Here is a 22,070-nt window from a genome sequence, read left to right as displayed (position 1 = left end):
CGAGACGTAAAGGTACACACCAATCGTTTCGCGACTTAATCTGACGGTCTCCTGCGAAAGGGCCAGTGATGACTCGTCAGTTGCGGGCTCGTGCGCTGTCGTCGAGGTTCGAGCCGCTGTCCGCGGTTCCGGACGACCCCGCCCGCTCCAGGCTGGGCGTGGTGCGGTTCGCCGGCACGTCGTTCAACCCGGTGCTGACGGCGGGGCATCCGGAGCTGACCGTGCACCTGGCCGAGGACGACGGGCGTGGTTTCGCCGAGGTCTGGACGAGCTCGCGCGGCGTCGAGTCCGGCGAGCACAAGGCGATCACCTACGCCCACGACGGCGAGTACCTGTTCTGCGCCGGGCGGATTCCGCCGTGCGACGAGCACACCTACGCGGGCCGGCTCGCGTTCCGCGCGGCGCTGGAGCTCGCCGGGAAACTCGGCTACCACCACGTCTTCCGGATGTGGAACTACCTGCAGGACCTGAACCCGCAGACCTACCGCGAGTTCCTGCTGGGCCAGGCGGAGGCGTTCGCGAAACGCCCGGTCACCTGGAGCGGCCTGCCCGCGGCGACCGTGGTCGGGTCGCTCGGCGGCGGCATCGCGTTCCACTTCCTGGCCTGCCGCACGGGCACGCCCGTCACGCTCATCTCCCCCAGCGGCGCGCGGGGCGTCTACGTGCACGGAAGGCTGTTCTTCACGGCACCGTCGCTGGACGACGCCGAGGAGCTGATGAGCGCGGCCAACCTCGCCCAGTGGGGCATCGACGACGGTTTCGGCCTGCACGACATCACGACGCTGAAGGCCTACGCGCGGCAACCGGGTGATCTTTCGCTGGCCCGGTTCGACTGCGACACGCGGCTGGACCGCGAGACCTCGGTGGCCTACCTGCAGGCGACGTTGCTGCACGAAGATCGTTCGGTGGAGTACGAAGGCGTCGCGGGCTGAGGACCTTCTACCCCAGCGAACACTTGAACACTCAACTATTCTCGGTCGCATGCCACAACCAGAGGGTGCCGAGCTCGACGCGATCAGGACCAAGCGCGACGAGCTGCGCAAACGATACGTGCGGCCACTCGACGAGCGCGGCGGCTCGCCCACCAAAGGCGTCCACCACATCGCGTTGATCTGCAAGGACGTCGAGGAGACCATCGAGTTCTACCAGGAGTTCCTGGGCTTCCCCCTGGTGGAGCTGGTCGAGAACCGCGACTACAACGGCTCCAGCCACTTCTTCTTCGACCTGGGCAACAAGAACCTGCTGGGGTTCTTCGACTTCCCCGGCCACGACCACCCTCCGTTCATGGAGACGATCGGCGCCGTTCAGCACATGGCGCTGTCCATCTCGCCCGAGCGGTTCGACGAGATCAAGGCCAAGCTGGACGACGGCGGGATCGAGTACCTGGGCCCTGACCGCGGCGTCGAGGACAGCCTGTACATCCGCGACCCCAACGGTGTAGGGATTGAGTTCTACCGGGAGGAACTCGGCGAGTTCGAAGGCACGACGTTGATCAAGTGATCTTCGAGAACGGAGTCGCAGCGTGGCGCAAGAGGTCAAGGGTGTTGTCGCCAGAGGAAAAGGCCAGCCGGTCGAACTGACCACTGTGCTCGTTCCCGATCCCGGCCCTGGTGAGGCCGTGGTGAAGGTCCAGGCGTGCGGCGTCTGCCACACCGACCTGCACTACCGCGAGGGCGGCATCAACGACGAGTTCCCGTTCCTGCTCGGCCACGAGGCCGCGGGTGTCGTGGAGTCCGTCGGCGAGGGCGTGACCGACCTGGCGCCCGGTGACTTCGTGGTGCTGAACTGGCGTGCGGTCTGCGGCACCTGCCGTGCCTGCCGCCGGGGAAAGCCCTGGTACTGCTTCTCGACGTTCAACGCCTCCCAGCCCATGACGCTGACCGACGGCACCAAGCTGTCGCCCGCGCTGGGCATCGGCGCGTTCATCGAGAAGACCCTGGTCCACTCAGGACAGTGCACGAAGGTCGATCCCAGTGCCCGCGCGGCCGCGGTCGGCCTGCTGGGCTGCGGTGTCATGGCCGGCGTCGGTGCCGCCATGAACACCGGCAACGTGGGCCGCGGCGACTCGGTGGCCGTGATCGGCTGCGGCGGCGTGGGCGACGGCGCCATCGCTGGCGCCCGCATCGCCGGTGCCGCGAAGATCATCGCCGTCGACACCGACCCGCGGAAGCTGGAGTGGGCCAAGGGTTTCGGCGCCACCCACACCATCAACGCGCGCGAGGTCGACGACGTGGTGACGGCGATCCAGGACCTCACCGACGCGTTCGGCGCGGACGTGGTGATCGACGCGGTGGGCCGCCCGGAAACCTGGAAGCAGGCCTTCTACGCCCGCGACCTGGCCGGAACCGTTGTCCTGGTGGGCGTTCCGACCCCGGACATGCGCCTCGACATGCCGCTGATCGACTTCTTCGGGCGCGGCGGTGCCCTGAAGTCCTCGTGGTACGGAGACTGCCTGCCCAGCCGCGACTTCCCGATGCTGGTCGACCTCTACCAGCAGGGCCGCTTCGACCTCGACGCCTTCGTCAGCGAGGAGATCGCGCTCGACGGCGTGGAAGGCGCCTTCGAGAAGATGCACCACGGCGACGTCCTGCGATCGGTAGTGGTCTTCTGATGGCTCTGCGCGTTGACCACACCGTCACGTCCGGCACGTTCTCGCTGGACGGCGAGACCTTCGACGTCGACAACAACGTCTGGGTGATCGGCGACAGCAACGAGTGCGTGGTGATCGACGCCCCGCACGACGTCGACGCGATCCTCAAGGTCGTCGACGGCCGCAAAGTCGTGGCCATCCTGCTGACCCACGCGCACGACGACCACGTCCGCGTGGCGCCCGACCTGGCTCATGCGACCAACGCACCGATGGCTCTGCACCAGGCCGACCACATCGTCTGGTCGCTGACCCACACGGGCGTGATCCCGCACCAGGCGTTGCAGGACGGCCAGGTGCTCACCGTGGCAAGCGAGGAGATCCACGTGCTGCACACGCCGGGCCACTCCCCCGGCGCCGTGTGCTTCTACGTGCCGTCGCTCAACGCGGTCTTCACGGGCGACACGCTGTTCCAGGGCGGGCCCGGCGCGACGGGCCGGTCGTTCTCGGACCGGCCGACGATCGAGCAGTCCATCCGGGAGAAGCTGTTCGAACTGCCCGGCGACACCGTCGTGCACACGGGCCACGGCCCGGACACGACGATCGCGGCGGAGATTTTCTAGGGGTCGCACCGAAGTACCGGGCTGCCTGCGCCGTCACTAGCGTCCAGGGAGCATGAGACGGTTCGCGCTAGTCCTCATGCTCCTCTCGGGCCTGGTCACCACGGCCACCCCGCTGCAGGCGCAGGCAGCCCGCCCCAACATCATCTTCTTCCTGGTCGACGACCTGTCGGCGGACCTGCTGAAGTACATGGACAACACCAGGTCCCTGGCCAACAACGGCACCAGGTTCACCAACTACTTCGTCTCGAACTCGCTGTGCTGCCCGTCCAGGGCGTCGATGTTCACCGGCGAGCACCCGCACAACACCGGCGTGCTCACCAACGTGGGCACCGACAACGGCGGCTACGCGGCCTTCGAACGCCACGAGGACCGCACCTACGCGGCGGCGCTGCACCGCCAGAACTACCGCACCGGCTACCTCGGCAAGTACATCAACGAGTACCCGGTCGGCGAGAACTTCAAGGTGCCGCAAGGCTGGGACGAGTGGCACGTCGCGGGTGGCGGCGGCTACAACGAGCTCAAGTACAGCATCACCGACTACGTCCGCGAGACCGGTGTCAAGAGGCTGCAGCCAGGCCAGGACGTCTACCTGACCGACCGCCTGGCCCGCACGGCGGAGGACTTCCTCGACCGGTCCCGCCGGCAGGCCCCGAACAGCCCGTTCTTCCTGCAGGTGGCACCGTTCGCGCCGCACGCGCGGGTGCCGTTCCAGCCCGGTGAAGGCGAACCGCGGTTCCCACCGGCACCCCGCGACCGGCCCGGCGGCGAGTTCCCCCAGGGTGACTGCGGTGGTCCGAGCTGCCCGAGCATCGACGTGGCACAGGAGCTGCCGTCGTTCGACGAGGACACCGCCGACAAGCCCGGCTGGGTGCGGCGCGATCCGCTCGGCCCTGGCATCACCGACGAGCTGCGCCAGGACTTCCGCAACCGCATCCGCATGGTCCAGTCGGTCGACGACCTGGTCGGACGCGTGCTCGCCAAGCTGACCCCGGCCGAACGCGACGACACCTTCATCGTCTTCGGCTCGGACAACGGGTTCCACCTCGGGCAGCACCGGCTGATCCGCGGCAAGGGCACCGCTTACGACCACGACGTCAACGTGCCGTTGCTGGTGAAAAGGCCTGGCAGAACGGGAAACGGTGACTTCGTGCGCGACGAGATCGTGCAGAACGTCGACCTGTTCGCCACGTTCCTCGACATGGCCGGAGCGAACCCGCCCGACCGCGACGGCCGCAGCCTCCTGCCCCTGATCAGGAACCAGAACCAGCCGAACTGGCGCAACGCCGCGCTGGTCGAGCACCGCAAACCCCAGGCGAGCGCGGACGATCCGGACTTCGAGGACCTTGCCGCCGGCCCGCCGTCGTACAAAGCCGTGCGCACTCGTGACGACCTCTACGTCGAGTACGCGAACGGCGAGAAGGAGTACTACGACCTGAAAGTCGATCCGTTGCAGCAGAACAACAAGCCGAACGCACCACGGGCGGGACAGCTGGCAGGACCGCTGCGGGAGCTGGCGAGCTGCGCGCAGAACTGCTGGGCCGCCGCACACGTGCAGGGAGGCTGACCATGAGGCTGCACAACGCGTTCGCGCTGGCGCTCGCGGCCACGGTCGTCGTGGCGCCGAGCAGTTCCGCCGCACCGGCCGAGATCACCGTGTTCACCGGGGAGGACGAGGGTCCGGTGCCGGGCGCGTTCCTCGGCGTCAACCACCGGTACACGTTCGACGGGTACGGCACGTGGGACCCGGTGAACGACCGGCCGGTGCCGGACGCGCTGGAGAAAGCGCGGTCGATGGGCGTGAAGGTGCTGCGCTGGCCCGGCGGCACGGTCGCTAACACGACTCAGTGGAAGGGCACGATCGGCGCCGAACGGAGATGCCAGCGCGACGGCCGGATCGACCTCGGGAACGCGGGCGACCCGGCGGACGACGTGCTGAACGGACGGCTGCCGACGTACGGGCTCGACGAGCACATGCGGTTCACCGCCGCGCTCGGGGCGCAGGCGCAGATCATGGTGCCGATGGCGATCGGCACCGCGGCGGACGCGGCCGATCTCGTCGAGTACCTCAACACGCCCGCGGGCGACGGCGTGAACCCCAACGGCGGCGTGGACTGGGCCGAGCGCCGACCCGCGGATCATCCGCAGCCGTACCACGTCACGCGGTGGGAGCTCGGCAACGAGAACTACCACGCCAACCAGCGGTACTGGATGTCGCAGAACGAGGACGAGGCGCTGGAGCAGTACGTCCGGGGCGGCACGCGGCGGATCTCCGGCGAACGGCTCGGCAAACTGTCCACACCGGACGGGAAGTGCGGCGGCAGCACCGCGGACGTGCCCAGCGACGGCACCGCTGGGCAGGTGTTCGACCTCAACTACCCGTCCGTGCAGGACCTGGAACTGCGCGTCGGTGGTGAGGTGTGGCAGCGCGTGGACTCGTTGGGAGGTCCGCAGGCGAGGCAGTTCGTGCTCGACGAGTTCCGGGGCTCGGTGGCGTTCGGCGACGGGCAGCACGGCATGATCCCGCCGCGTGGCGCCCAGGTCGTGGCGTCGTACACCTCCGCCCACAAGGGTTATGTGCAGTTCCGGGACGCGATGCGGCAGGTCGACCCGTCGCTGAAGGTGTGCTCCTCGTGGGGCAAGCAGGCGTTCGTGACGGCCGGCGTTGCCTTCGACTGCTTGACCGCGCACCCGTACACGCACTTCTCCGGCAGCGGCACGGCGGACTGGGACTCCACTGTGGAGAGTCACGACTGGCACGTACTGGGAGCGGCGAACGAACGGCGGAAGTTCGCGGAACTGCAGGACTCGGTCCGGCGCAACGCCGCCGGGAACCCGTACGTGGCGGTGTCGGAGTACGGTGCGTTGTGGGGTCCTGATGGCGGTGGGGTGTATCCGGAGTACACCTATTCGATGACCCACGCGCTGTACATGGCGACTCAGTGGATCGACTACCTCGAACTCGGCGTGCCGTGGGTCGAGGGCAACGACCTGAGCTCGGACGGCATGTACACGTTGCTGGGCCGCGGCCGGGTCTACTCCGCCGAGGCGTGGGCCCGCGAGGCGGTCCGGCCTTTGTTCGACGCGGGCGGGGTCCGAGTCCGGCAGAGCGTTGCCGGGAATCCGCAACGGAGTCCCGACGAGGCCGAGATGTGCGACGGGCAAGGCACTCCGCGGGACCGTTGCCGCCAGAACTACGGCAAGCTGGCGGTGACCGCGACCAGGGCACCGGACGGCACCGTGCACGTGCTGGTGGTGAACCGGTCGCCCGTAGCGGGCGACGCCGTCGACACCAGGATCCTGTTGCGCGGGTTCACGGGCAACGGGCGCGCTCAGGTGCGCACGGTGGCGCCGGAACGCTTCACTTCGGCCAACACCAGGGAGAACCCCGGCGCGGTGCGGATGGCCGAGTCGTGTCGCAACGTCGGCGCGGACTCGTTCAACGCCGGCGTTCCGCCGTACTCGGTCACGCTGTTCACGTTGCCACGACAGGGAAATCCAGGTTGCTGATCCTGGGGTCGCACCGAGATGGGCAGGGTGCTTCCGGCTGAATAGCTTGGGACACATGACATTCACCCGAAAGTTCCTGACCGTGATCGGTGCGGCCTCCGCCCTGACGCTGGTGGCGGCGGTGGACGCGAACGCCGCCATCCCGTTCGGGCAGGTGGTCGACGGCAAGGCGACCTTCTACGACGACCGCGGCACCGGTGCGTGCGGCGACCCCGTCGACGCGAGCAGCGAGGTGCTGGTGGCCGTGTCGCCGGTCTACTGGACCGCGCCGAACCCGAACAACGACCGGTTGTGCCGCAACGTGTTCGTCGTGGCGACGTTCAACGGCAAGACGGTCAGGGCGAAGGTCAAGGACAAGTGCATGGGCTGCGGCCGTGACCACATCGACCTGAGCCTGCCCGCGTTCCGCAAGCTGGCCGACCCGGACCGCGGGGTCATCAACCTCAAGTGGAAGTTCGTTCGCGGCTGACGAACTCAGGGCGGCGTGACGCCGAGCCGGAGGATCACCCGGTTCAGCTCACGCCGCCCTGTCACGTCCAGCTTGCGGTACACCTGAGTCAGGTGCAGCTCCACGGTTCTGGTGGTCACCCCCAGTTCGGCGGCGACCTCCCGGTTGCTCATGCCGCACGCGAGCGCCGCCGCGCGCGACTCCTGCGGGGTGAGCCTGCTCAGCCTCTCCAGCCGGGCACCCAGCTCCTCGGCCTGCCGGGTCCACAGTGGATTCGTCTTGGCGAGGGCGAGGGACTCGGTGCAGACCTCGATCGCTTCGGCGTGTCTTCCCTGCGTGGCAAGCGCTTGCGCCAGGTGGTGCCGTGCGGACAGCAGCTCGGCGGGCGTTCCCGCGTCACCCAGCAGCCGAACGGCCGTGGTGAACCGCGTGACAGCACGGTCAGGGTCGCCGGTCAGCCCGACCGCGTGCACCGCACGGCCGACGGTGCGCGCGTCACCCCAGCGGCGAGCGGCGACCAGTTCGGCTTCCGCGAGCGACCGCGCCACCACCGCCCTGCCCGTCTCGTGCGCGCTGATGGCCGCCGCGGAACACCAGGGCATCACAGCGGGATTCGCCATGCCCACCGCCTCCGCCGCCCTGCCCACCGCCAGGAAGTCCGCGTACGCGCGGTCGTGCTGACCCGCCGCCTGGTTGAGGCGCCCTCTCGCGAACAGCGACTCCGGCGACTCGGCACAGGCGAGCAGCACGTCCAGCGCCTCGTCGCAGCGCCCCTGCTCGACCAGTTCGCAGGCCTGTTTGGGTGCGGTGAGGTCCGGTTTCCCGGCAGGTGTGCCCGCGTACGTCAGCACGAGCAGGCAGTGCTGGACATCGCTGTCCGCGGCACCGGACCGCAGCACCTCGCGGGCGAGGGCGATGGCGGTGGCGCGGTCCGTGCCGCGACGGGTCAGCCCGACCGCGCGCAGGGTGCGTTCATCGCAGTGCTCTGGAGAGGTCGTTGCGGCCGTTGACACGGAGCTTTCGGTACACATTGGACAGATGAACCTCGACGGTGCTGACGGTCAGGAACAGGCGTTGCGCGATGGCACGGTTGCTCAACCCGGCCTCCGCGAGGCTCGCCACCAGGTCTTCCTGCCTGGTCAGCGTTTTCGCGGCCGCGGGCGGCAGGCCGGCGAGCGCGTCCTCGGCCTGCTTGAGGTGCCGTTCGTTGCCGGTGCGCGACGCGGTGGTGTGCGCGGACGTGTACTCGCCGCGTGCCGCGCCGTCGTCGCCCCGGGCCGCGAGCCTGCGGCCCAGCTCGAGCCGGATGGCGGCCAGTTCGTGCCGGGCTCCCGCCACCGTCATGAGATCGGCCGCGTCGGAGAGCAGCGCTGTACCGTCACCTCCACCGACCCGGCCGAGCGTGCACAGCGCGGCGCCGACGGTGCGCGGCTCGCCCCAGCGCCGGGCGGCGGCCAGTTCCTCCGCCGCGAGCCGCTGTGCCAGCTCGACTCTGTCCGCGGCATGCGCCGCCAGCGCGGCATTTCCGCGCCACGGCACGATCGCCGGGCTCGTCACCCCCATGGCGAGCAGGTCGTGACCGGACACCAGGTGATCGACGAAAGCGGCCAGCGGACGGCCCCTCGCCCGGTGCACCGCCGCACGCGCGGTCAGGAACGCCGGGCGCAGGACGGACGGCTGCCACAGCGCGTTGTCGAGCTTGTCGGCCAGCAACGTCTTCTCGGCCTCGTCCACGTCACCGGCGTCGACCAGCACCTCGACCAGCAGCGCCACGGACAGCAGCCGCAACGACTTCACCCCCGCCGGCGCGCTCTCCAGCAGGTCGCGGGCAGCGGCGAGGTCACCGGACATCCGGGCGACCCGCGCCCGGATCTGGCTGCGCATCGTGCCGTCGGGCAGCCGGTCCGCGTTCGCGTCGGCCGCGACCAGGTCACCGGCGGCGACCAGACAGATCAGCGCCCTCCAGACGCAGACCGGGTCAGCACGGCACGAAGGCGCGTCCAGTGCGGCATGGGCGAGGCGAGCCGCCTCCGGGAAGTTCGTCCCGCTGATCGTCTGACGGATCGCCGAGGCGGCGAGACAACTGTGCTTGCGCATGCTGAGTTTCCCCAAGTCAGCATTCGGCGCCTGCGCGCCGGTGGACCGTCGGCGGCCGTGGGCAGGACCACGAGGTCCGGCACCGGCACGCACCGTTTCGGTGGCCTGATCCTCTTCTTCTGGGCCTTCTTCTGGGCCTTCATCGCTGTCCCCTTCAGCGACTTCGGACACGGACGGCAGCGCGGCGGAACCTTCCGCCCAGCCTTCAGAACCTTCTGACAGCCGGCCTTCGCCGGCTTGAGTAACTCCGCGCGCACAGCGGTGGTCGCCGTCGCGTTGACCGGCAGGGCGGACCCGAACACGATCGCGAGAGCGCTCACACACATCACGAACCGGTACTGGAGCACGCACGGACCGTACGAGCGACCGGGACGAACTGTCAATACTTAGGACAGTCGCACTATGAGACTGTCCGCATCTATATGTATCGTCGGCGCATGCAGCCCAGGTCGTTCCCCAGTTCGCCGCCGCCGGAGGTCGTCACGGGTGATCGAGGAGCGCGGACCACGCCGGAGCGCCTGGTCGTCGTCGTTCGCCGCTACCGCGAGGCGATGCACCAAGCCCTGGAGGCACAGGACTACCGCCCGGTTCCACCGACGGCGTTGTGGTTCGTGATCGAGCTGGCGCGCCAGGAGGGTACCGTCGGCGAGCTCGCCGCGAGGCTGGAAATCACGAAGCAGGCCGCGAGCCGCCTCGCCGACCAGCTCGTCGCCCTCGGCTACTGCGACCGCGAACGCAGCGAGACCAACCGGCGGCAGGTGCTGCTGCGCCCGACGGCCGAGGGACGAAGTGCGGCCATGGTGCTGCTGGCCGCGATCCAGAAGGTGGACGCGAGCATGCTGGCGTCGCTGGACAGCTCCGAACGCGAGGTGTTCCACCGGGCGCTCGCGCAAATGCTGGGGTAGCACCGAAGTTCCTCGGTCTTGCTCGCGGCCATAGCTTCGTGGTCGTGAGAGAACTCTTACGTCCACAATGGATGGTCCTGCTCCTGGCGCTCGTCGGCTCGCTCCTGGCGTCCCCCGCCTCGGCCGCGCCGCCGTACTCCGTCACCCTGGTCAACTCCACCGGCGGCCCGATCTGGGTGGGCAGCGCGGTGAACGCCGACGGCTCGCAGAACCTCTCGTCCTTGCCGATGCTCAAGGCGGGCGAGTCAGCGTCGGTCCGCATCCCGCTGGGCCCGCGCAACCACTGGCGCGGCAAGTTCTTCGCCCGTCAGCACTGCACCGGCGAACCGGGCTCGACCTTCCACTGCCTGGTAGGCGACTGCGGCGCGCGCCCGTCCCACTGCACCACCGGCGAACAACCGGTCAGCCTCGCGGAGTTCAACTTCGACCCCGCCGACACCCCCGCGCCCTGGTACAACGTCAGCTACGTCAACGCCGTCAACGTGCCCGTCACGATCAACCCCACCAACGGCCCACCGCCCAACGGCCAGTTCTGCGGCACCGCGGGCTGCCCGCAGGCGCTGCTCCCCGACTGCCCGGCCGCGAACCTGCGCAGGCACCCCGCCACCGGCAAGCCGATGCTGTGCGTCAACCCGAACCGGGACGCGAAGACGGCCTACAGCAACGCGATCGCGCGCAACTGCCCGAAGGCCTACAGCTGGTCGAAGCACGACCAGGAGCCGGGCAACCGCGTGATGTACAGCTGCCGCGACTGCAACAAGCTGACGGTGACGTTCCACTGACCGGAACCGCGGGGGCTGCTTCTCCAGCCCTCGCGCTCAGGTCTCAGCCGGCCGCTCTGTGATCACCCCGTCCTCGCCGATGACCCAGTTGTCGGGCCAGGTCGAGCTGTCGGCCACATCGCCGGTTGAGACCCGTGCGCTGAAGTCTGGACCTCCCGCCAGACGGAGTGTGGCGGCCGAGGTGCGATCGAACAGGGTGCGACCTCCGAAGTGAGCACCACCGAGGCTCGGCCTCACACCGGTCACGGCCGTGAAGTCCACTCCTGTGTCGAACTTCGCCTGCTGGAAGTTCGCCGCGGACTTGAAGTCCGCATGGGTGAAGAAGTCGCCGGGGTGGTCGTATCCGCTGTCCCCCTGACGGAACTTCGCTCGCCTGAACTGCGCTGTGCCGAAGCGGCCGTCGTTGAACTCGACCCCGTGGAACGTGGCGTCGGTGAAGACCACCGTGGTCGCGAACTCGGAGCCGTTGAAGTACGCGGCACGCTCGAACTCCACACAGCCGAATGCCGCCAACCCGGCGAAAACCGCTCCCTCGAAGTTGGCCGCACCGGCGAACACAGCCTTGCTGAAGTCGACATCGCCGAATCGGCAGCGTTGGAAGTCCGCGTCCACCAGGACTGCGCCGGCGAGGTGCAGGGTCAGGACCTCCGGCCAGTACCTCGCTTCATCGGCAGGCCGCAGGTGGGACGAGAGCACCTGCTGGGCGGTCCGGCGAACCTCCCGCTCGCCATCGGGCTCGTCACCGGGCGGCTGGTACGGCATCCGCAGGTAGGCGCACAGCAGGTTGACGATGGTCTGGCGCTGCTCGGCGTTGTCCTGCGCGAGCCGCTCCAACGCGTAAATCCCGGCCAACCGCACCGGCGCCTTCTCGGACCCGAGCTGCTCACTCGCCTTGGTGTACAGGTCGGTGACGCGCCGGGCAGCGGCATCGCGTTCCGTCGACGCCGCCACCTCGCGCTGCAGCTCGAAAGCACGCTCGACGTCAGCCTGGTCGCGTTCCTTCTGCACCAGCCCCATCTCGGTGGCGTGCTGCCGTCGCCACGCCAAATACAGCGCGAAAACCCCGCCACCACCGATGCCGATGCTCAGCCCGGTCCGCAACGCGTCCAGCCTCGCGGTCACCAGCTCCTTGCCCGACAACCCGGCCGTGCCCCACCACCACAGCAGCACGACCAGCCCGATCGTGAACAGCGCGATACCGGCCGCCACCCAGGCGATCACCTTGCGCGGCATCGGTTCCAGCGGCACCCGTGACGACGTCATCAGAACCGGGGCGGACGCTTCTCGAGGAACGCGCTGACACCCTCCTCGTAGTCGGCGCTCGACGCGGCCTCCGCGTACAACGCCCGCACGAAGTCGTCCTCGTGCCCGCCATCGGTGATCGAGTTGATGATCTTCTTCGCACCCCGCACCGACACCTGCGCGCGGCCCGCGATCTGTTCGGAGAGTTCCTTCACACGGGCGTCCAGCGACTCGACGACCTCGTTCACGAGGCCGATGCGCAACGCCGTGGCCGAGTCGATCAAATCCGCCGAGAACAGGATCTGCTTCGCCCACGCCGGGCCGACCGCGTCGACGAGCGCCTTGGTGGAGGTGAAGTTGTAAACGATGCCGAGTTTCGCGGGCGTGATGCCGAATCGCGCATCGAAAGATGCCACCCGAATGTCGCAGGCGAGGGCGATCTCACACCCACCGCCGACGCAGAAACCGGAAATCGCGGCAATCGTCGGCTTGTCCAGCTGGGCAATGGCGCGTTCGCCGTTGTGCACTGCCTCGCCGTAGTGAGCAGCACCCGCGGCACCCCGGCGGAGGGTCGAGAACTCGGCGATGTCGGCGCCCGCGGAGAAGTGCTCCCCACCCCGGATCACCAGCACGCGGATGCTCTCATCTGCGGAAACACGCGAAAGCAACGAAGGTATCGCGGACCACATGTCGTAGCTCATCGCGTTGCGCTTGGCCGGGCGGTTGATCGTCAACGTGGCGACCGGACCGGCCGCGGACAGCTCCAGGAACTCGCTCACAGGCCGCACGATACCCAGCGGCTTCTGGCGCCACGCCCGGTCTCAGATGGGAAGAATGCGTTCACGCCCTTGTAAAGTCCCTTGCCGAAGAAGGGAGGGGAGCGTGACCGCGGCAGGCATCGGCGCCTCCACACTGCGCACGTTCGCGGTGCGGTTGCGCACGAGCGCGCCGGTGAGTGCGCGCATCCTCTCGGAACTGGCGAGCGAGCTCGACCGGGGCGGGCCGGTGGCGGACCTGCTCTGTTCGCACAGCGCCGTGCACAGTCCGTTGTTCGGCATCCAGGCGCTCGCCGGGGTGAGACTCCTGATGCTGTCAGGAAAGGCGCCGGAGCTCAGCCAGCGGTTCGCCAGCGCGCACGCCGCCGCGATGGCCGGCGAGTCGGACTCCACGGCGCTGCTGGCGTGGCTGGCGGCGAGGCGGGCGATCGTCGAGAACGCCGGGGAGATCCTGGCCGCGCTCGACCGCACGGTTCAGCAGCACCAGCCGAAGACCGCCGGGTACCTCTTGAGAGGCCTCACCATGATCGGCGCGCCGAAGGTCCGGCTCCTGGAACTGGGGGCGTGTGCCGGGCTCAACCTCATCCTCGACCGCTACCGCTGGTTCGGCCTCGGCTGGGAGTGGGGCGAGAAGGACTCCCCGGTCAGGCTCGCCGCCGTCGGGCCGCAGCCGCCCGAGCTGGAGATCGTCGACCGCGCGGGCTGCGACCTGCAGCCGCGTGACCCGTCGGACGCCAAGCACGCGATGATCCTGCACTCGTTCATCCCGCCGGAGCACGACTCGCTGCGCTGGGACCTCGACGACGCCATCGAGCTCGCCGCCAAGGTCGGCGTGAAGGTCGACCGGTCGCCGGCAGGACGGTGGCTGCGGGAGAACCTCGTCCCGCCCGACGAGCGCGGCACGTACACGGTGATCTGGCACAGCTCGTTCTGGCCGTACCTGACCGAGGACGAGCGCAACGAGATCGAGACGACGCTGACGGCCGCGGCGGGGTCGATGCCGCTCGCGCGCGTTGCCTACGAGTCGATTGATTTTCGCTCAAACCCCAGGCTGACGGTCACCATCTACAGCTAGTCTCCGGCGCCGTGAAATCGATCCGCGCCACCCTGCTGGCGATCGCTCTCATCGCCGCGACGGCCACCCCCGCCCATGCCGTGTCCGACTACGACCTGGCGTTCTACTGGGCCCCCGTCCACTTCCAGGACACGGACTCCTCCGACTACGACGCCGACTACCTGTCCACTGTGGACTTCGACGGCGACTGGAACACCCTGAACAACTGGGAGAACCAGACCCAGCTGAGCAAGCTCACCGGCGCCTCCTACTACTCCGTGGTCGAGACGTCGACGCACTGGTTCCTGGTCTACAGCTTCTTCCACCCGCGCGACTGGGACGACGAGCCGGACCCGTTCGGCACCAGGACCCACGAGAACGACCTGGAGGGCATGCTGCTGACCGTCCGCAAGGACGGCGGTCTCGGCAAGCTCGAAGCGATGGTCACGGTGGCGCACAGCGACTTCTACTCCTACGTGCCGGCCGGGTCGACGTTCCAGAACGGCGCGGAGACCATCGACGGCACGCTGCTGCTGAACCGCGGCCGCCCCACGACCTTCCAGGAAGCCAAGGGGCACGGCCTGTACCGCTGGAACGGCAACGACTTCCCCGGCGGCGACGGCGTCGTCTACTACCCCGCCGCCACCGGCGAGGTCCCGTCGGGCGGCAACGACCGGACCGTCGGTTACCGCCTGGTCGACACGCTCGCCCCGAACGGGATGTGGGCTCGCCGCAACAACTCCGAGACGTACGCGTCGTTCGGCACGTTCCGCGGCGACAACGGCAAGGACAACGCCGCCAATGCGCCGTGGGGCTGGGACGACCACGACGACGGCCCGATCTACAAGGGCTTCATGGCCACGGACCCGGCGCTGCTCGTCGACAGGTACTTCTCCAACAAGGGCAGCTTCAGCCTGACCTACACGCGCAACGCCTTCCGCTGAAACGCCTGCAAGGCCTCGTCGATCGCGGGGTTGTTCCAGCGCTGGAGGTTGACGGCGAGCGACACCTGTCGCTTGCCGTCCGCGCTGTGGAACGACCACGTGCCCGCGCCCCACACCGATCCGTCGTGGCCCCAGAAATCGCCGTGCCGGTGCAACCCCAGCCCGTACTCGACGGTCGAGCCGTCGAACGCGACCACCGGACCGGTCTCCTGCATGGCAGCCAACGACTCCCGCGACACGATCTTGCCGTCGAGCAGCGCCGCGTAGAAGTCGTTGAGGTCCTCCATCGTCGAGATCAGCGACGCCGACACACCGACCCAGGACATGTCGTAGACGCTGTAGTCGCGCGGCGGGTCGAGCAGTCCGAAGAGAGCCTCGTGCATCGGCGCGTGCGGCCCCTCGATCCGCGACCCGGTCGGGAACATCGTGTTGCGCAGCCCGGCCCGTTCGACGACGTTCCGCGTGATCCACCGCTCGGCCGTCATCGACGTGACGCGCTCGATCAGCCTGCCCAGCAACAGATAGCCGGTGTTGGAGTAGACGCCGGGCTGCACGCGCGGCGCGTCGACGCCGAGCTTGATCAGCTCGCGCGGGTAGAAGTGCCGGAACTGGTTGTCCTCCAGGCTTTGCGCCGAGCCCTCCAGCAGTGACGGGAACGCGAGGAACCGGTAGTCCGCGAGCCCGCTGGTCATGTTCAGCAGCTGCCGGACCGTGGCGTCACCGTGGACCGGCATGTCCAGCCCGATCTTCCCGCGTTCCACCAGCAGCATGATCGCCGCGGCCGTGAACGTCTTGGTGACGCTGCCGATCCGGTGCCGCATGCCCGGCGCGGCCTCTCCCGCCGCGCCCCGCCACACGTCGCGGCCGTCCCTGATCTCCGCCCACACGCCAGGCACTCCGGCTTGGTGGATCGCCTCCAGTTCCTTCACGCCAGGGCCCTCCTCAGCACGTCACCGATCTCCGCGAACTGGCGCTGCGACACGTCGGCGGACAGGAGTGCCTGCGAGCCGTGGAACGTGCCGGGCCACTGGTGCAGCTCGACCTGGACGTCCGACTGCATGAGCCTCAACGCATAGGCGATGTTCTCGTCGCGGTTCGGACAGAACTCGGCGGAAGCGATGTAGGCGGGAGGGAGATCGCTCAAGTCTTCGGCCCGCGCCGGCGCCGCGTACGGTGTCGCCGGCTGTCCGCCCAGGTAGTGCTCCCAGGCCTGTTTCGCTTTGGCGCGGTTGTACCAGGGCGTCTCGGTGAAGTGCCGCGCCGACCACGTGGTCAGCCGGTCGTCGAGCCCCGGCTGGTGCAGCAGCTGGAACCGGATCGGCGGCCCCTGCTCGTCGCGTGCCTTCAGGGTGAGCGCCGCCGCGAGCCCACCGCCAGCGCTGTGCCCGGCCACCGCGATCAGGTCCGGATCAGGCGCGTTTTCGTGTGCCCACAGGAGTACTTCCCACGCGTCGTCGAGCGCGGCCGGGAACGGGTTCTCCGGGGCGAGCCGGTAGCCCACCGAGATCACCGTCGCACCGCTTCGCGCGGCCACCCGGGACGCCCACGGATGTTCGGTCACGACGTCGCCGATGCACCAGCCACCGCCGTGCATCCAGATGACCGTGCCGTGCGCCCCGTGCGGCCGGTAGATCCGCACGGGCACGTCGTGCACGAGGAGGTCCTCGACCTCCATGCCGTCCGTCTCCGCCGGGATGCCCGCGGCCAGCTCGGCGAGGAACTGTCGCTCCTTCTCGACGTCGGTCAGGTCGGCTTTCGGGAACAACGGGACGAACGCTTCCAACTCGGGATCCATGCCCTCAATCCTCACGAGCACAGCCTCGTCGTTCAGCCGACGCGCGTCGCGCAATCCGGTCCGGTGACGCACCGATCGTCGCTATCGTCGTCGGCATGGAGGCGCTCGCGACCCGGCTGTCGAACCTCGACTCGCACGTCGAGGGCGCGATCCGCGTCGTGATGTTCTACGACACGCTGATGCGCCGCCGCGTCGATCTCGCCGCTCTGGCAAGGGCTTCCGCGGGGCTCGCAGAGTGCGTGGTGGGCATCCGCCTGCACAGCACGGGTAGCGTGATCCGCATGTCGCCCGCCGGCACCCCGGCGCCTGAGCCGGGCACGCCGTCCTCCAGCGCCGCGATCACCCTCGATGAGGAAGAGATCGGCCTGGTCTGGCTGGAACGCGCCGAAGCCTCCAACCCGCTCGACGAGGTGCTGCTCGACCGCCTGGCCATCGCAGCCGCAGCGGTGGTCGAACGCTACGGACCCGCGCGCACCACGATGGCCGATCCCGCACTGGTGGAGTTGGTGATCAGCGCCGACAGCGACGACGCGGGGCGCGCACGGGCGTTGCGGCTGCTGGGTTTCGCGCCTGAACGACCGGTGCTGGTCGCGGCGGTCAGCTCGAAGCTCCCGCTGGACCGGGTGGCGGCCGCGGTCTGCCCGTCGCACCTGGTGAAAGCGGCGCCGGTGAACAGCGTGGGCGTGCTGCTCGCGACCAGGCTGTCCGACTTCCCAGCCGAAGTCCGAGCGGGTCTCGGCGCCGACCCCCACCCCGCCCACGCCTGGTCCGAGGCCCGGACCGCCCTTCGCTTCACCACCGCCCGCGCCCCGGTCATCCACTACCCCGACCTCGGCGCGCTGGCACTGCTCGCCCACCTCCCCGAGGCCGTCCTGCGCGCGAACGCCGACGTCGCCACCATCTCGGCGCTCTCGGCCGACGACCTCGAAACGTTGGACGCCTACTGCACCACCGGCTCCCTCCGCCGCGCCGCGGACCTCCTCCACCTGCATCACAGCAGCGTCTCCCGCCGCCTGGACCAGATCGGTAAGGTCCTCGACGTGTCAGACGTCGGACGGGTCCGCCTGGCGCTAGCCGCCTTCCGGTTGTTGTAGAGCGGACCGCAAACGTTTACAGTCTTTTCTGAAACGCCGCCGCTCAACGTTGCCTTCACTGTGGAAGAGGACGTCGAATGGACGGCAGGATCAACCGTCGACTGCTGATGAAAGCCTCCGTCGTGGCCGCCATCGCCACACCGGTACTGGCTCAGACCGCGCTCGCGGCACCCAAGGCGCTCTCAGCGGCGATCCCCGAACTGCCCTGGCCCGCGGCCAACGAGATCGTGCGGAACACGAAGCTCCCGTCGTTCCCCGACAAGAACTTCGACGCGACCGCGTACGGCGCCAAGGGCGACAACAAGACCGACAACACCGATGCCTTCAAGAAGGCCATCGCCGCGGCCAACGCGGCCGGCGGCGGCCACGTGATCGTCCCCAAGGGCACCTACGTCACGGGCGCGATCCACCTGCTGAGCAACGTCGACTTCCACCTCGAGGACGGCGTGCTGCTCAAGTTCTCCGGCGACGCCTCGAAGTTCCCGACGGTGCTGACGCGCTACGAGGGCATCGAGTGCATGAACCGCTCCCCCATGGTCTACGCCTACCGGCAGACCAACATCGCGATCACCGGTCGCGGCACCCTGGACGCCGGCGCGACCGGCTCGTGGAACAAGGGCAGCGACCGCTCGTACCTGGAGTCGTTGGTGGCCAAGGGAACCCCGCCCGAGAAGCGCGTGGTTCCGGGCTCCGGCAAGAACATGCGCTCGACGTTCATCGAGCCCTACTCCTGCGACACCGTGCTGATCCAGGGCGTCACGCTCAAGAACCCGAAGTTCTGGCAGATCCACCCCACGCTCTGCAAGAACGTCACGGTCGACGACGTGCACACCGACCCGTCGACGGCCTCCAACAACACCGACGCGTGCGACCCGGAGTCGTGCGACCACATCGTGATCGCCAACAGCGACCTCGGCGCCCACGACGACAACGTGGCCATCAAGTCCGGCCGCGACGAGGACGGCCGCCGCGTCAACGTGCCGTGCCAGAACCTCGTCGTCGTCAACTGCCGCATGAACGGCAACTGGGGCGCCATCACGTGCGGCTCCGAGCAGACCGGCGGCATCCGCAACGTCTACGGCTACAAGCTGAACTGCGTCGGCGCCACCAAGTTCGCCCTGTACGTCAAGTCGAACACCAAGCGCGGCGGCTTCAGCCAGAACATCAACCTCGACAGCGTGTCCGGCGTGTTCGAGCGCGCGTTCGTCTACGTGACAACGACTTACAACTCGCAGACGGGCAACAACGTGCCGAAGTTCGGCCCGTTCTACATCTCGAACTGCGGCAGCACCAAGGCTTCCAAGGTGCTCGACGTGTCCGGCCTCTCGCAGGAGCACGTGAAGGGGTTGGAGCTGAAGGACTCCAAGTTCACCGTCAGCTCCACCACCAACACCGTCAAGAACGTCGACGGCCTGAAGTTCACCAACGTCACGGCGAACGGCAAGCCGATGACGAGCTAGGCGGCTCGCGGAGTGGTGTGGTCACACAGTCAGGTGGCCGCACCACCCGAATCGCCGCCCTGGCAGTTGGATCTGGAGCCGGGTCAGGTTCGCCCGGTCAGCGCCGTCGGCGTCTCTCGCCGGCTCCAGATCGGACATCAGGCGGCTCGCGGGTACAACCGAGCCATACCCGGCGGCGCGGCGAAGGGTGCCCACGTGCCCTCCGCCTGCGCCAGCCGGTCTGCCACCACCCACAGGACGGTGGAGTTGAACCCGTATCCCAGGTGCGAGGACGACACCTGGACGTTTTCGCGGCGCAGGCCCGGTTCCTCGACGCACGACTCCCACGAGACGATGCCGTCCGTCTTGGAGTAGATCGACGTGGCGGGCACCGGGATCGGCGGCCTGGTCGACTCCAGCGGCGGGAACTCATCGCGAGGGATGTGCAGGCGCGAGAACAACGCGAACGCCGGCATCGCCCGTGACTGCACGGGATCCGACATGTTGTACGGCGACCCCATGGTGATCACCTGGCGCACGCGGTGCGGGTGGTCGCGCGCCATCTCGCGCGCGAAGATGCCGCCGAGCGACCAGCCCACGATCGACACCGGGCCGCCGTGCTCGTCGGACACCTTCTTGACCAAAGCGTGCATGCCGTCGACGGCGCGGCGCGTCGGGCCGATGTTGCGCCCCAAGCGCCACGGGTGCACCTGATAGCCCAAACCGGACAGAAAGCGGCGCAGCATCACCGTCGACGAGTCGGTGGCTCCGAGACCCGGGAACACCAAGACCGGGTGACCGTCACCCGATGGGGCACCGCGCAGCATCGACCGGGTGGCGACGAACTCGCCGACGTCCAGGGCGGCGCGGGTGGGCTCGGTGAGGTACCAGAACAGCCCCGGCGCAGTGCCTCTGACGAGGTGCAAAGGAGACACTGGAACGTCGAAGACTTCGTCTGAAGGTACGGCAGACATAGGAGCCTCCCCACACGTCGACAACCCCGAGCCGGCGCCCTGGGCCACGTTGCCCAGTGAGTCCATGATGTTTCGTGAACGATCTTTTCGCCAGTACTTTCGAGTCTCGATTCGCCACGTCCAGGTAACACGTTGGCAACCTCACACGTGTGCAGTGCCTCTCACCTGCATGGACGTCGATTCAGATGGAAAGCTCCTCTACCATTTTTCGAGTGGATCGGATGAGCTCTCTGGACGCCAGCTTCTACTTCATCGAGGACGAGAACGTGCCCATGCACGTCGGTTCCGTCCTGGTTTTCGACGGCCCGGCGCCGTCCTACGGCGACGTGATCCGTCTCTTCGTGTCGCGGCTCGACCAGGTACCGCGGTACCGGCAGAAGGTGAAGGCGCTGCCGTTCCACGTCGGCCGCCCGGTCTGGGTCGACGACGACCACTTCAACATCCTCTACCACGTGCGGCACACAGCGGTGCCGTCGCCGGGCGGTGAGGACCAGCTGCGCAACCTCGCGGGCCGGATCTTCGCGCAGAAGCTCGACGACAAGAAGCCGATGTGGGAGGCGTGGCTCGTCGAGGGTCTCGAAGGCGGCCGCTGGGCCATCATCTCCAAGGTCCACCACTGCATGATCGACGGAGTGTCCGGAACGGACATGCTGCAGCTGCTGCTGGACTTCAAGCAGGAGACCGCGCTGCCCGAGCCGAAGGAGTGGACGCCCACGCCGACGCCCTCCACGCTCGACCTCGTGGTCGACGGGGTGCGCGACGCCATCGTGACGCCGGTGCAGCACCTGTCCGCGTTGCCCGCCGTCGCGCGGAACATGCGCTCGCTCAACGAGATCGTCGACTTCGGCAAGTCCGTTCTCGGTTCTCTTCCCGGTACCGCACGGCGTCTGGTCACGCGGGCGGCGACGTCGCTCAACGGTCCTATCGGGCCGCACCGCCGCTGGGTGTGGGCGCGCGCGAACCTCGCCGAGATCAAGAAGGTGCGCTCGGTCGCCGGCGGCACCGTCAACGACGTCATCCTCACCGCGATCACGCGTGGTTTCCGGGATCTGCTGGAGAAGCGCGGCGAGCTGACCGACGGCATGGTCGTGCGGACCATGGTGCCCGTGTCGATGCGCAAGGCCGACCAGCACAACGAGCTGAACAACCGCGTCAGCGCCGTGCTGGTGAACCTGCCCGTGGGCGAGGCCGACCCGGTGAAGCGCCTCGCGTCGATCCGGTCCCAGATGGACGACCTCAAGAACTCGCGCCAGGCCGCCGGTGCCGACGTGATCACGAACCTGTCGAACTTCGCCGCGCCGACGTTGATGGCGCTGGGTTCGCGCACGGCCATGCGTTTCCCGCAGCAGATCCTGCAGACGGTCACCACGAACGTGCCCGGCCCGCGGATCCCGCTCTACATGCTCGGCCGCCCGCTGGTGGAGATGTTCCCGTACGTGCCGGTCGCCTCGACGATCCGGATCACCGTCGGCATCTTCTCCTACCTGGACAAGTTCACGTTCGGCATCAACGCGGACTTCGACGGCGTCCCGGACGTGCAGCTGCTCGCCGACGGCATCCGCGCCGGGTTCGACGAGATGGTCGCGCTCGCCGCCGAGGCCGAGGAGAAGGCTGAGGCCGCCGCCAAGCCTGCCGCTTCGAAGCCCGCCGCCGTGAAGACCACGGTCGTGAAGACCGGCGCCGCGAAGACCACGGCCGCCAAGCCCGCTCCGAAGCCGCGGGCCGTCCGCGCGACGACCAAGGCCGCCGCCAAGCCGTCGGTGAACGGCGTGAAGCCGGAGACAACGGCCTGAGACACGAACT

Annotated in this window: 21 protein-coding genes; 14 read left to right on the top strand and 7 right to left on the bottom strand. The window is 68.4% G+C overall.

The features are described 5' to 3' along the window. The first annotated feature begins 68 nt into the window (after positions 1-68). Genes AB0M24_RS07070 through AB0M24_RS07040 form a run of 7 tightly spaced genes read left to right on the top strand, consistent with a single transcriptional unit; the run spans position 69 to position 7,186 of the window. Entirely contained in the window at positions 69-932 is an 864-nt protein-coding gene (locus AB0M24_RS07070; RefSeq protein WP_363762048.1) for a hypothetical protein, read from the top strand. Between the two features lie 49 nt (positions 933-981). Beyond that, positions 982-1,500, top strand: coding sequence for a VOC family protein (locus AB0M24_RS07065; RefSeq protein ID WP_363762046.1), 519 nt, complete (start codon positions 982-984; stop codon positions 1,498-1,500). Positions 1,501-1,522: 22 nt separating this feature from the next. Further along, positions 1,523-2,611, top strand: coding sequence for an S-(hydroxymethyl)mycothiol dehydrogenase (locus AB0M24_RS07060; protein WP_363762044.1), 1,089 nt, complete (start codon positions 1,523-1,525; stop codon positions 2,609-2,611). Next, complete coding sequence (locus AB0M24_RS07055; protein ID WP_363762042.1) at positions 2,611-3,210, top strand: MBL fold metallo-hydrolase; 600 nt, start codon at positions 2,611-2,613, stop codon at positions 3,208-3,210. Before AB0M24_RS07060 ends, AB0M24_RS07055 begins: the two co-directional genes overlap by 1 nt. A gap of 52 nt (positions 3,211-3,262) precedes the next feature. Continuing rightward, positions 3,263-4,774: a sulfatase gene (locus AB0M24_RS07050; RefSeq protein ID WP_363762040.1), complete on the top strand. Its 1,512-nt coding sequence runs from the start codon at positions 3,263-3,265 to the stop codon at positions 4,772-4,774. 2 nt (positions 4,775-4,776) lie between these two features. Continuing rightward, entirely contained in the window at positions 4,777-6,717 is a 1,941-nt protein-coding gene (locus AB0M24_RS07045; RefSeq protein WP_363762038.1) for a hypothetical protein, read from the top strand. A 55-nt stretch (positions 6,718-6,772) separates the two neighbouring features. Further along, positions 6,773-7,186: a cysteine/serine endopeptidase inhibitor gene (locus tag AB0M24_RS07040; protein WP_363762036.1), complete on the top strand. Its 414-nt coding sequence runs from the start codon at positions 6,773-6,775 to the stop codon at positions 7,184-7,186. A 5-nt stretch (positions 7,187-7,191) separates the two neighbouring features. Here AB0M24_RS07040 and AB0M24_RS07035 read toward each other — a convergent pair whose 3' ends face one another. Both AB0M24_RS07035 and AB0M24_RS07030 read right to left on the bottom strand, forming a co-directional pair. Next, positions 7,192-8,178 (bottom strand): LuxR C-terminal-related transcriptional regulator, encoded by a 987-nt coding sequence (locus AB0M24_RS07035; RefSeq protein WP_363762034.1) that lies wholly within the window; start codon positions 8,176-8,178, stop codon positions 7,192-7,194. Beyond that, positions 8,138-9,262: a helix-turn-helix transcriptional regulator gene (locus AB0M24_RS07030; protein ID WP_363762032.1), complete on the bottom strand. Its 1,125-nt coding sequence runs from the start codon at positions 9,260-9,262 to the stop codon at positions 8,138-8,140. Before AB0M24_RS07030 ends, AB0M24_RS07035 begins: the two co-directional genes overlap by 41 nt. 437 nt (positions 9,263-9,699) lie before the next feature. Between AB0M24_RS07030 and AB0M24_RS07025 the strand changes: the two genes are divergently transcribed. Both AB0M24_RS07025 and AB0M24_RS07020 read left to right on the top strand, forming a co-directional pair. Next, positions 9,700-10,167 (top strand): MarR family transcriptional regulator, encoded by a 468-nt coding sequence (locus AB0M24_RS07025; protein ID WP_363762030.1) that lies wholly within the window; start codon positions 9,700-9,702, stop codon positions 10,165-10,167. Positions 10,168-10,211: 44 nt separating this feature from the next. Beyond that, complete coding sequence (locus AB0M24_RS07020; RefSeq protein ID WP_363762028.1) at positions 10,212-10,949, top strand: thaumatin family protein; 738 nt, start codon at positions 10,212-10,214, stop codon at positions 10,947-10,949. Positions 10,950-10,985: 36 nt separating this feature from the next. Here the strand turns inward: AB0M24_RS07020 and AB0M24_RS07015 are convergent, their stop codons facing one another. Continuing rightward, positions 10,986-12,212 carry a pentapeptide repeat-containing protein gene (locus tag AB0M24_RS07015; protein ID WP_363762026.1) on the bottom strand — a complete coding sequence of 409 codons (1,227 nt, stop codon included), beginning with the start codon at positions 12,210-12,212 and terminating at the stop codon, positions 10,986-10,988. Next, a complete protein-coding gene (locus AB0M24_RS07010; RefSeq protein WP_363762024.1) occupies positions 12,212-12,970 on the bottom strand; it encodes an enoyl-CoA hydratase-related protein in 759 nt (252 codons plus the stop codon). Before AB0M24_RS07010 ends, AB0M24_RS07015 begins: the two co-directional genes overlap by 1 nt. Positions 12,971-13,073: 103 nt before the next feature. Between AB0M24_RS07010 and AB0M24_RS07005 the strand changes: the two genes are divergently transcribed. Both AB0M24_RS07005 and AB0M24_RS07000 read left to right on the top strand, forming a co-directional pair. Beyond that, the gene (locus AB0M24_RS07005; protein WP_363762022.1) at positions 13,074-14,042 is read left to right on the top strand and encodes a DUF2332 family protein; all 969 of its coding nucleotides are present in this window, start codon (positions 13,074-13,076) and stop codon (positions 14,040-14,042) included. An 11-nt stretch (positions 14,043-14,053) separates the two neighbouring features. After that, positions 14,054-14,965 (top strand): hypothetical protein, encoded by a 912-nt coding sequence (locus AB0M24_RS07000; protein ID WP_363762020.1) that lies wholly within the window; start codon positions 14,054-14,056, stop codon positions 14,963-14,965. On the opposite strand, the gene AB0M24_RS06995 is transcribed toward AB0M24_RS07000, so the two are convergent. Continuing rightward, positions 14,941-15,894 carry a serine hydrolase domain-containing protein gene (locus AB0M24_RS06995; RefSeq protein WP_363762018.1) on the bottom strand — a complete coding sequence of 318 codons (954 nt, stop codon included), beginning with the start codon at positions 15,892-15,894 and terminating at the stop codon, positions 14,941-14,943. The two genes, AB0M24_RS07000 and AB0M24_RS06995, sit on opposite strands and share 25 nt — an antisense overlap. Next, positions 15,891-16,760 (bottom strand): alpha/beta hydrolase, encoded by an 870-nt coding sequence (locus AB0M24_RS06990; protein WP_363762016.1) that lies wholly within the window; start codon positions 16,758-16,760, stop codon positions 15,891-15,893. The genes AB0M24_RS06995 and AB0M24_RS06990 overlap by 4 nt, the downstream gene beginning before the upstream one ends. 95 nt (positions 16,761-16,855) lie before the next feature. Between AB0M24_RS06990 and AB0M24_RS06985 the strand changes: the two genes are divergently transcribed. Next, positions 16,856-17,854, top strand: a complete 999-nt coding sequence (locus AB0M24_RS06985) for a helix-turn-helix domain-containing protein (protein WP_363762014.1) — start codon at positions 16,856-16,858, stop codon at positions 17,852-17,854. Positions 17,855-17,931: 77 nt separating this feature from the next. After that, entirely contained in the window at positions 17,932-19,314 is a 1,383-nt protein-coding gene (locus AB0M24_RS06980; RefSeq protein ID WP_363762012.1) for a glycosyl hydrolase family 28 protein, read from the top strand. Between the two features lie 137 nt (positions 19,315-19,451). On the opposite strand, the gene AB0M24_RS06975 is transcribed toward AB0M24_RS06980, so the two are convergent. Then, complete coding sequence (locus AB0M24_RS06975) at positions 19,452-20,228, bottom strand: alpha/beta fold hydrolase (RefSeq protein ID WP_363762010.1); 777 nt, start codon at positions 20,226-20,228, stop codon at positions 19,452-19,454. A gap of 260 nt (positions 20,229-20,488) precedes the next feature. On the opposite strand from AB0M24_RS06975, the gene AB0M24_RS06970 reads away from it, so the two are divergent. Beyond that, positions 20,489-22,060, top strand: a complete 1,572-nt coding sequence (locus tag AB0M24_RS06970) for a wax ester/triacylglycerol synthase family O-acyltransferase (protein ID WP_363762008.1) — start codon at positions 20,489-20,491, stop codon at positions 22,058-22,060. Positions 22,061-22,070 lie beyond the last annotated feature (10 nt).

Origin of the sequence: Lentzea sp. NPDC051838, from assembly GCF_040681245.1 — a bacterium.
Classification (GTDB): domain Bacteria; phylum Actinomycetota; class Actinomycetes; order Mycobacteriales; family Pseudonocardiaceae; genus Lentzea.
This window is presented reverse-complemented; position numbering and strand designations above follow the sequence as displayed.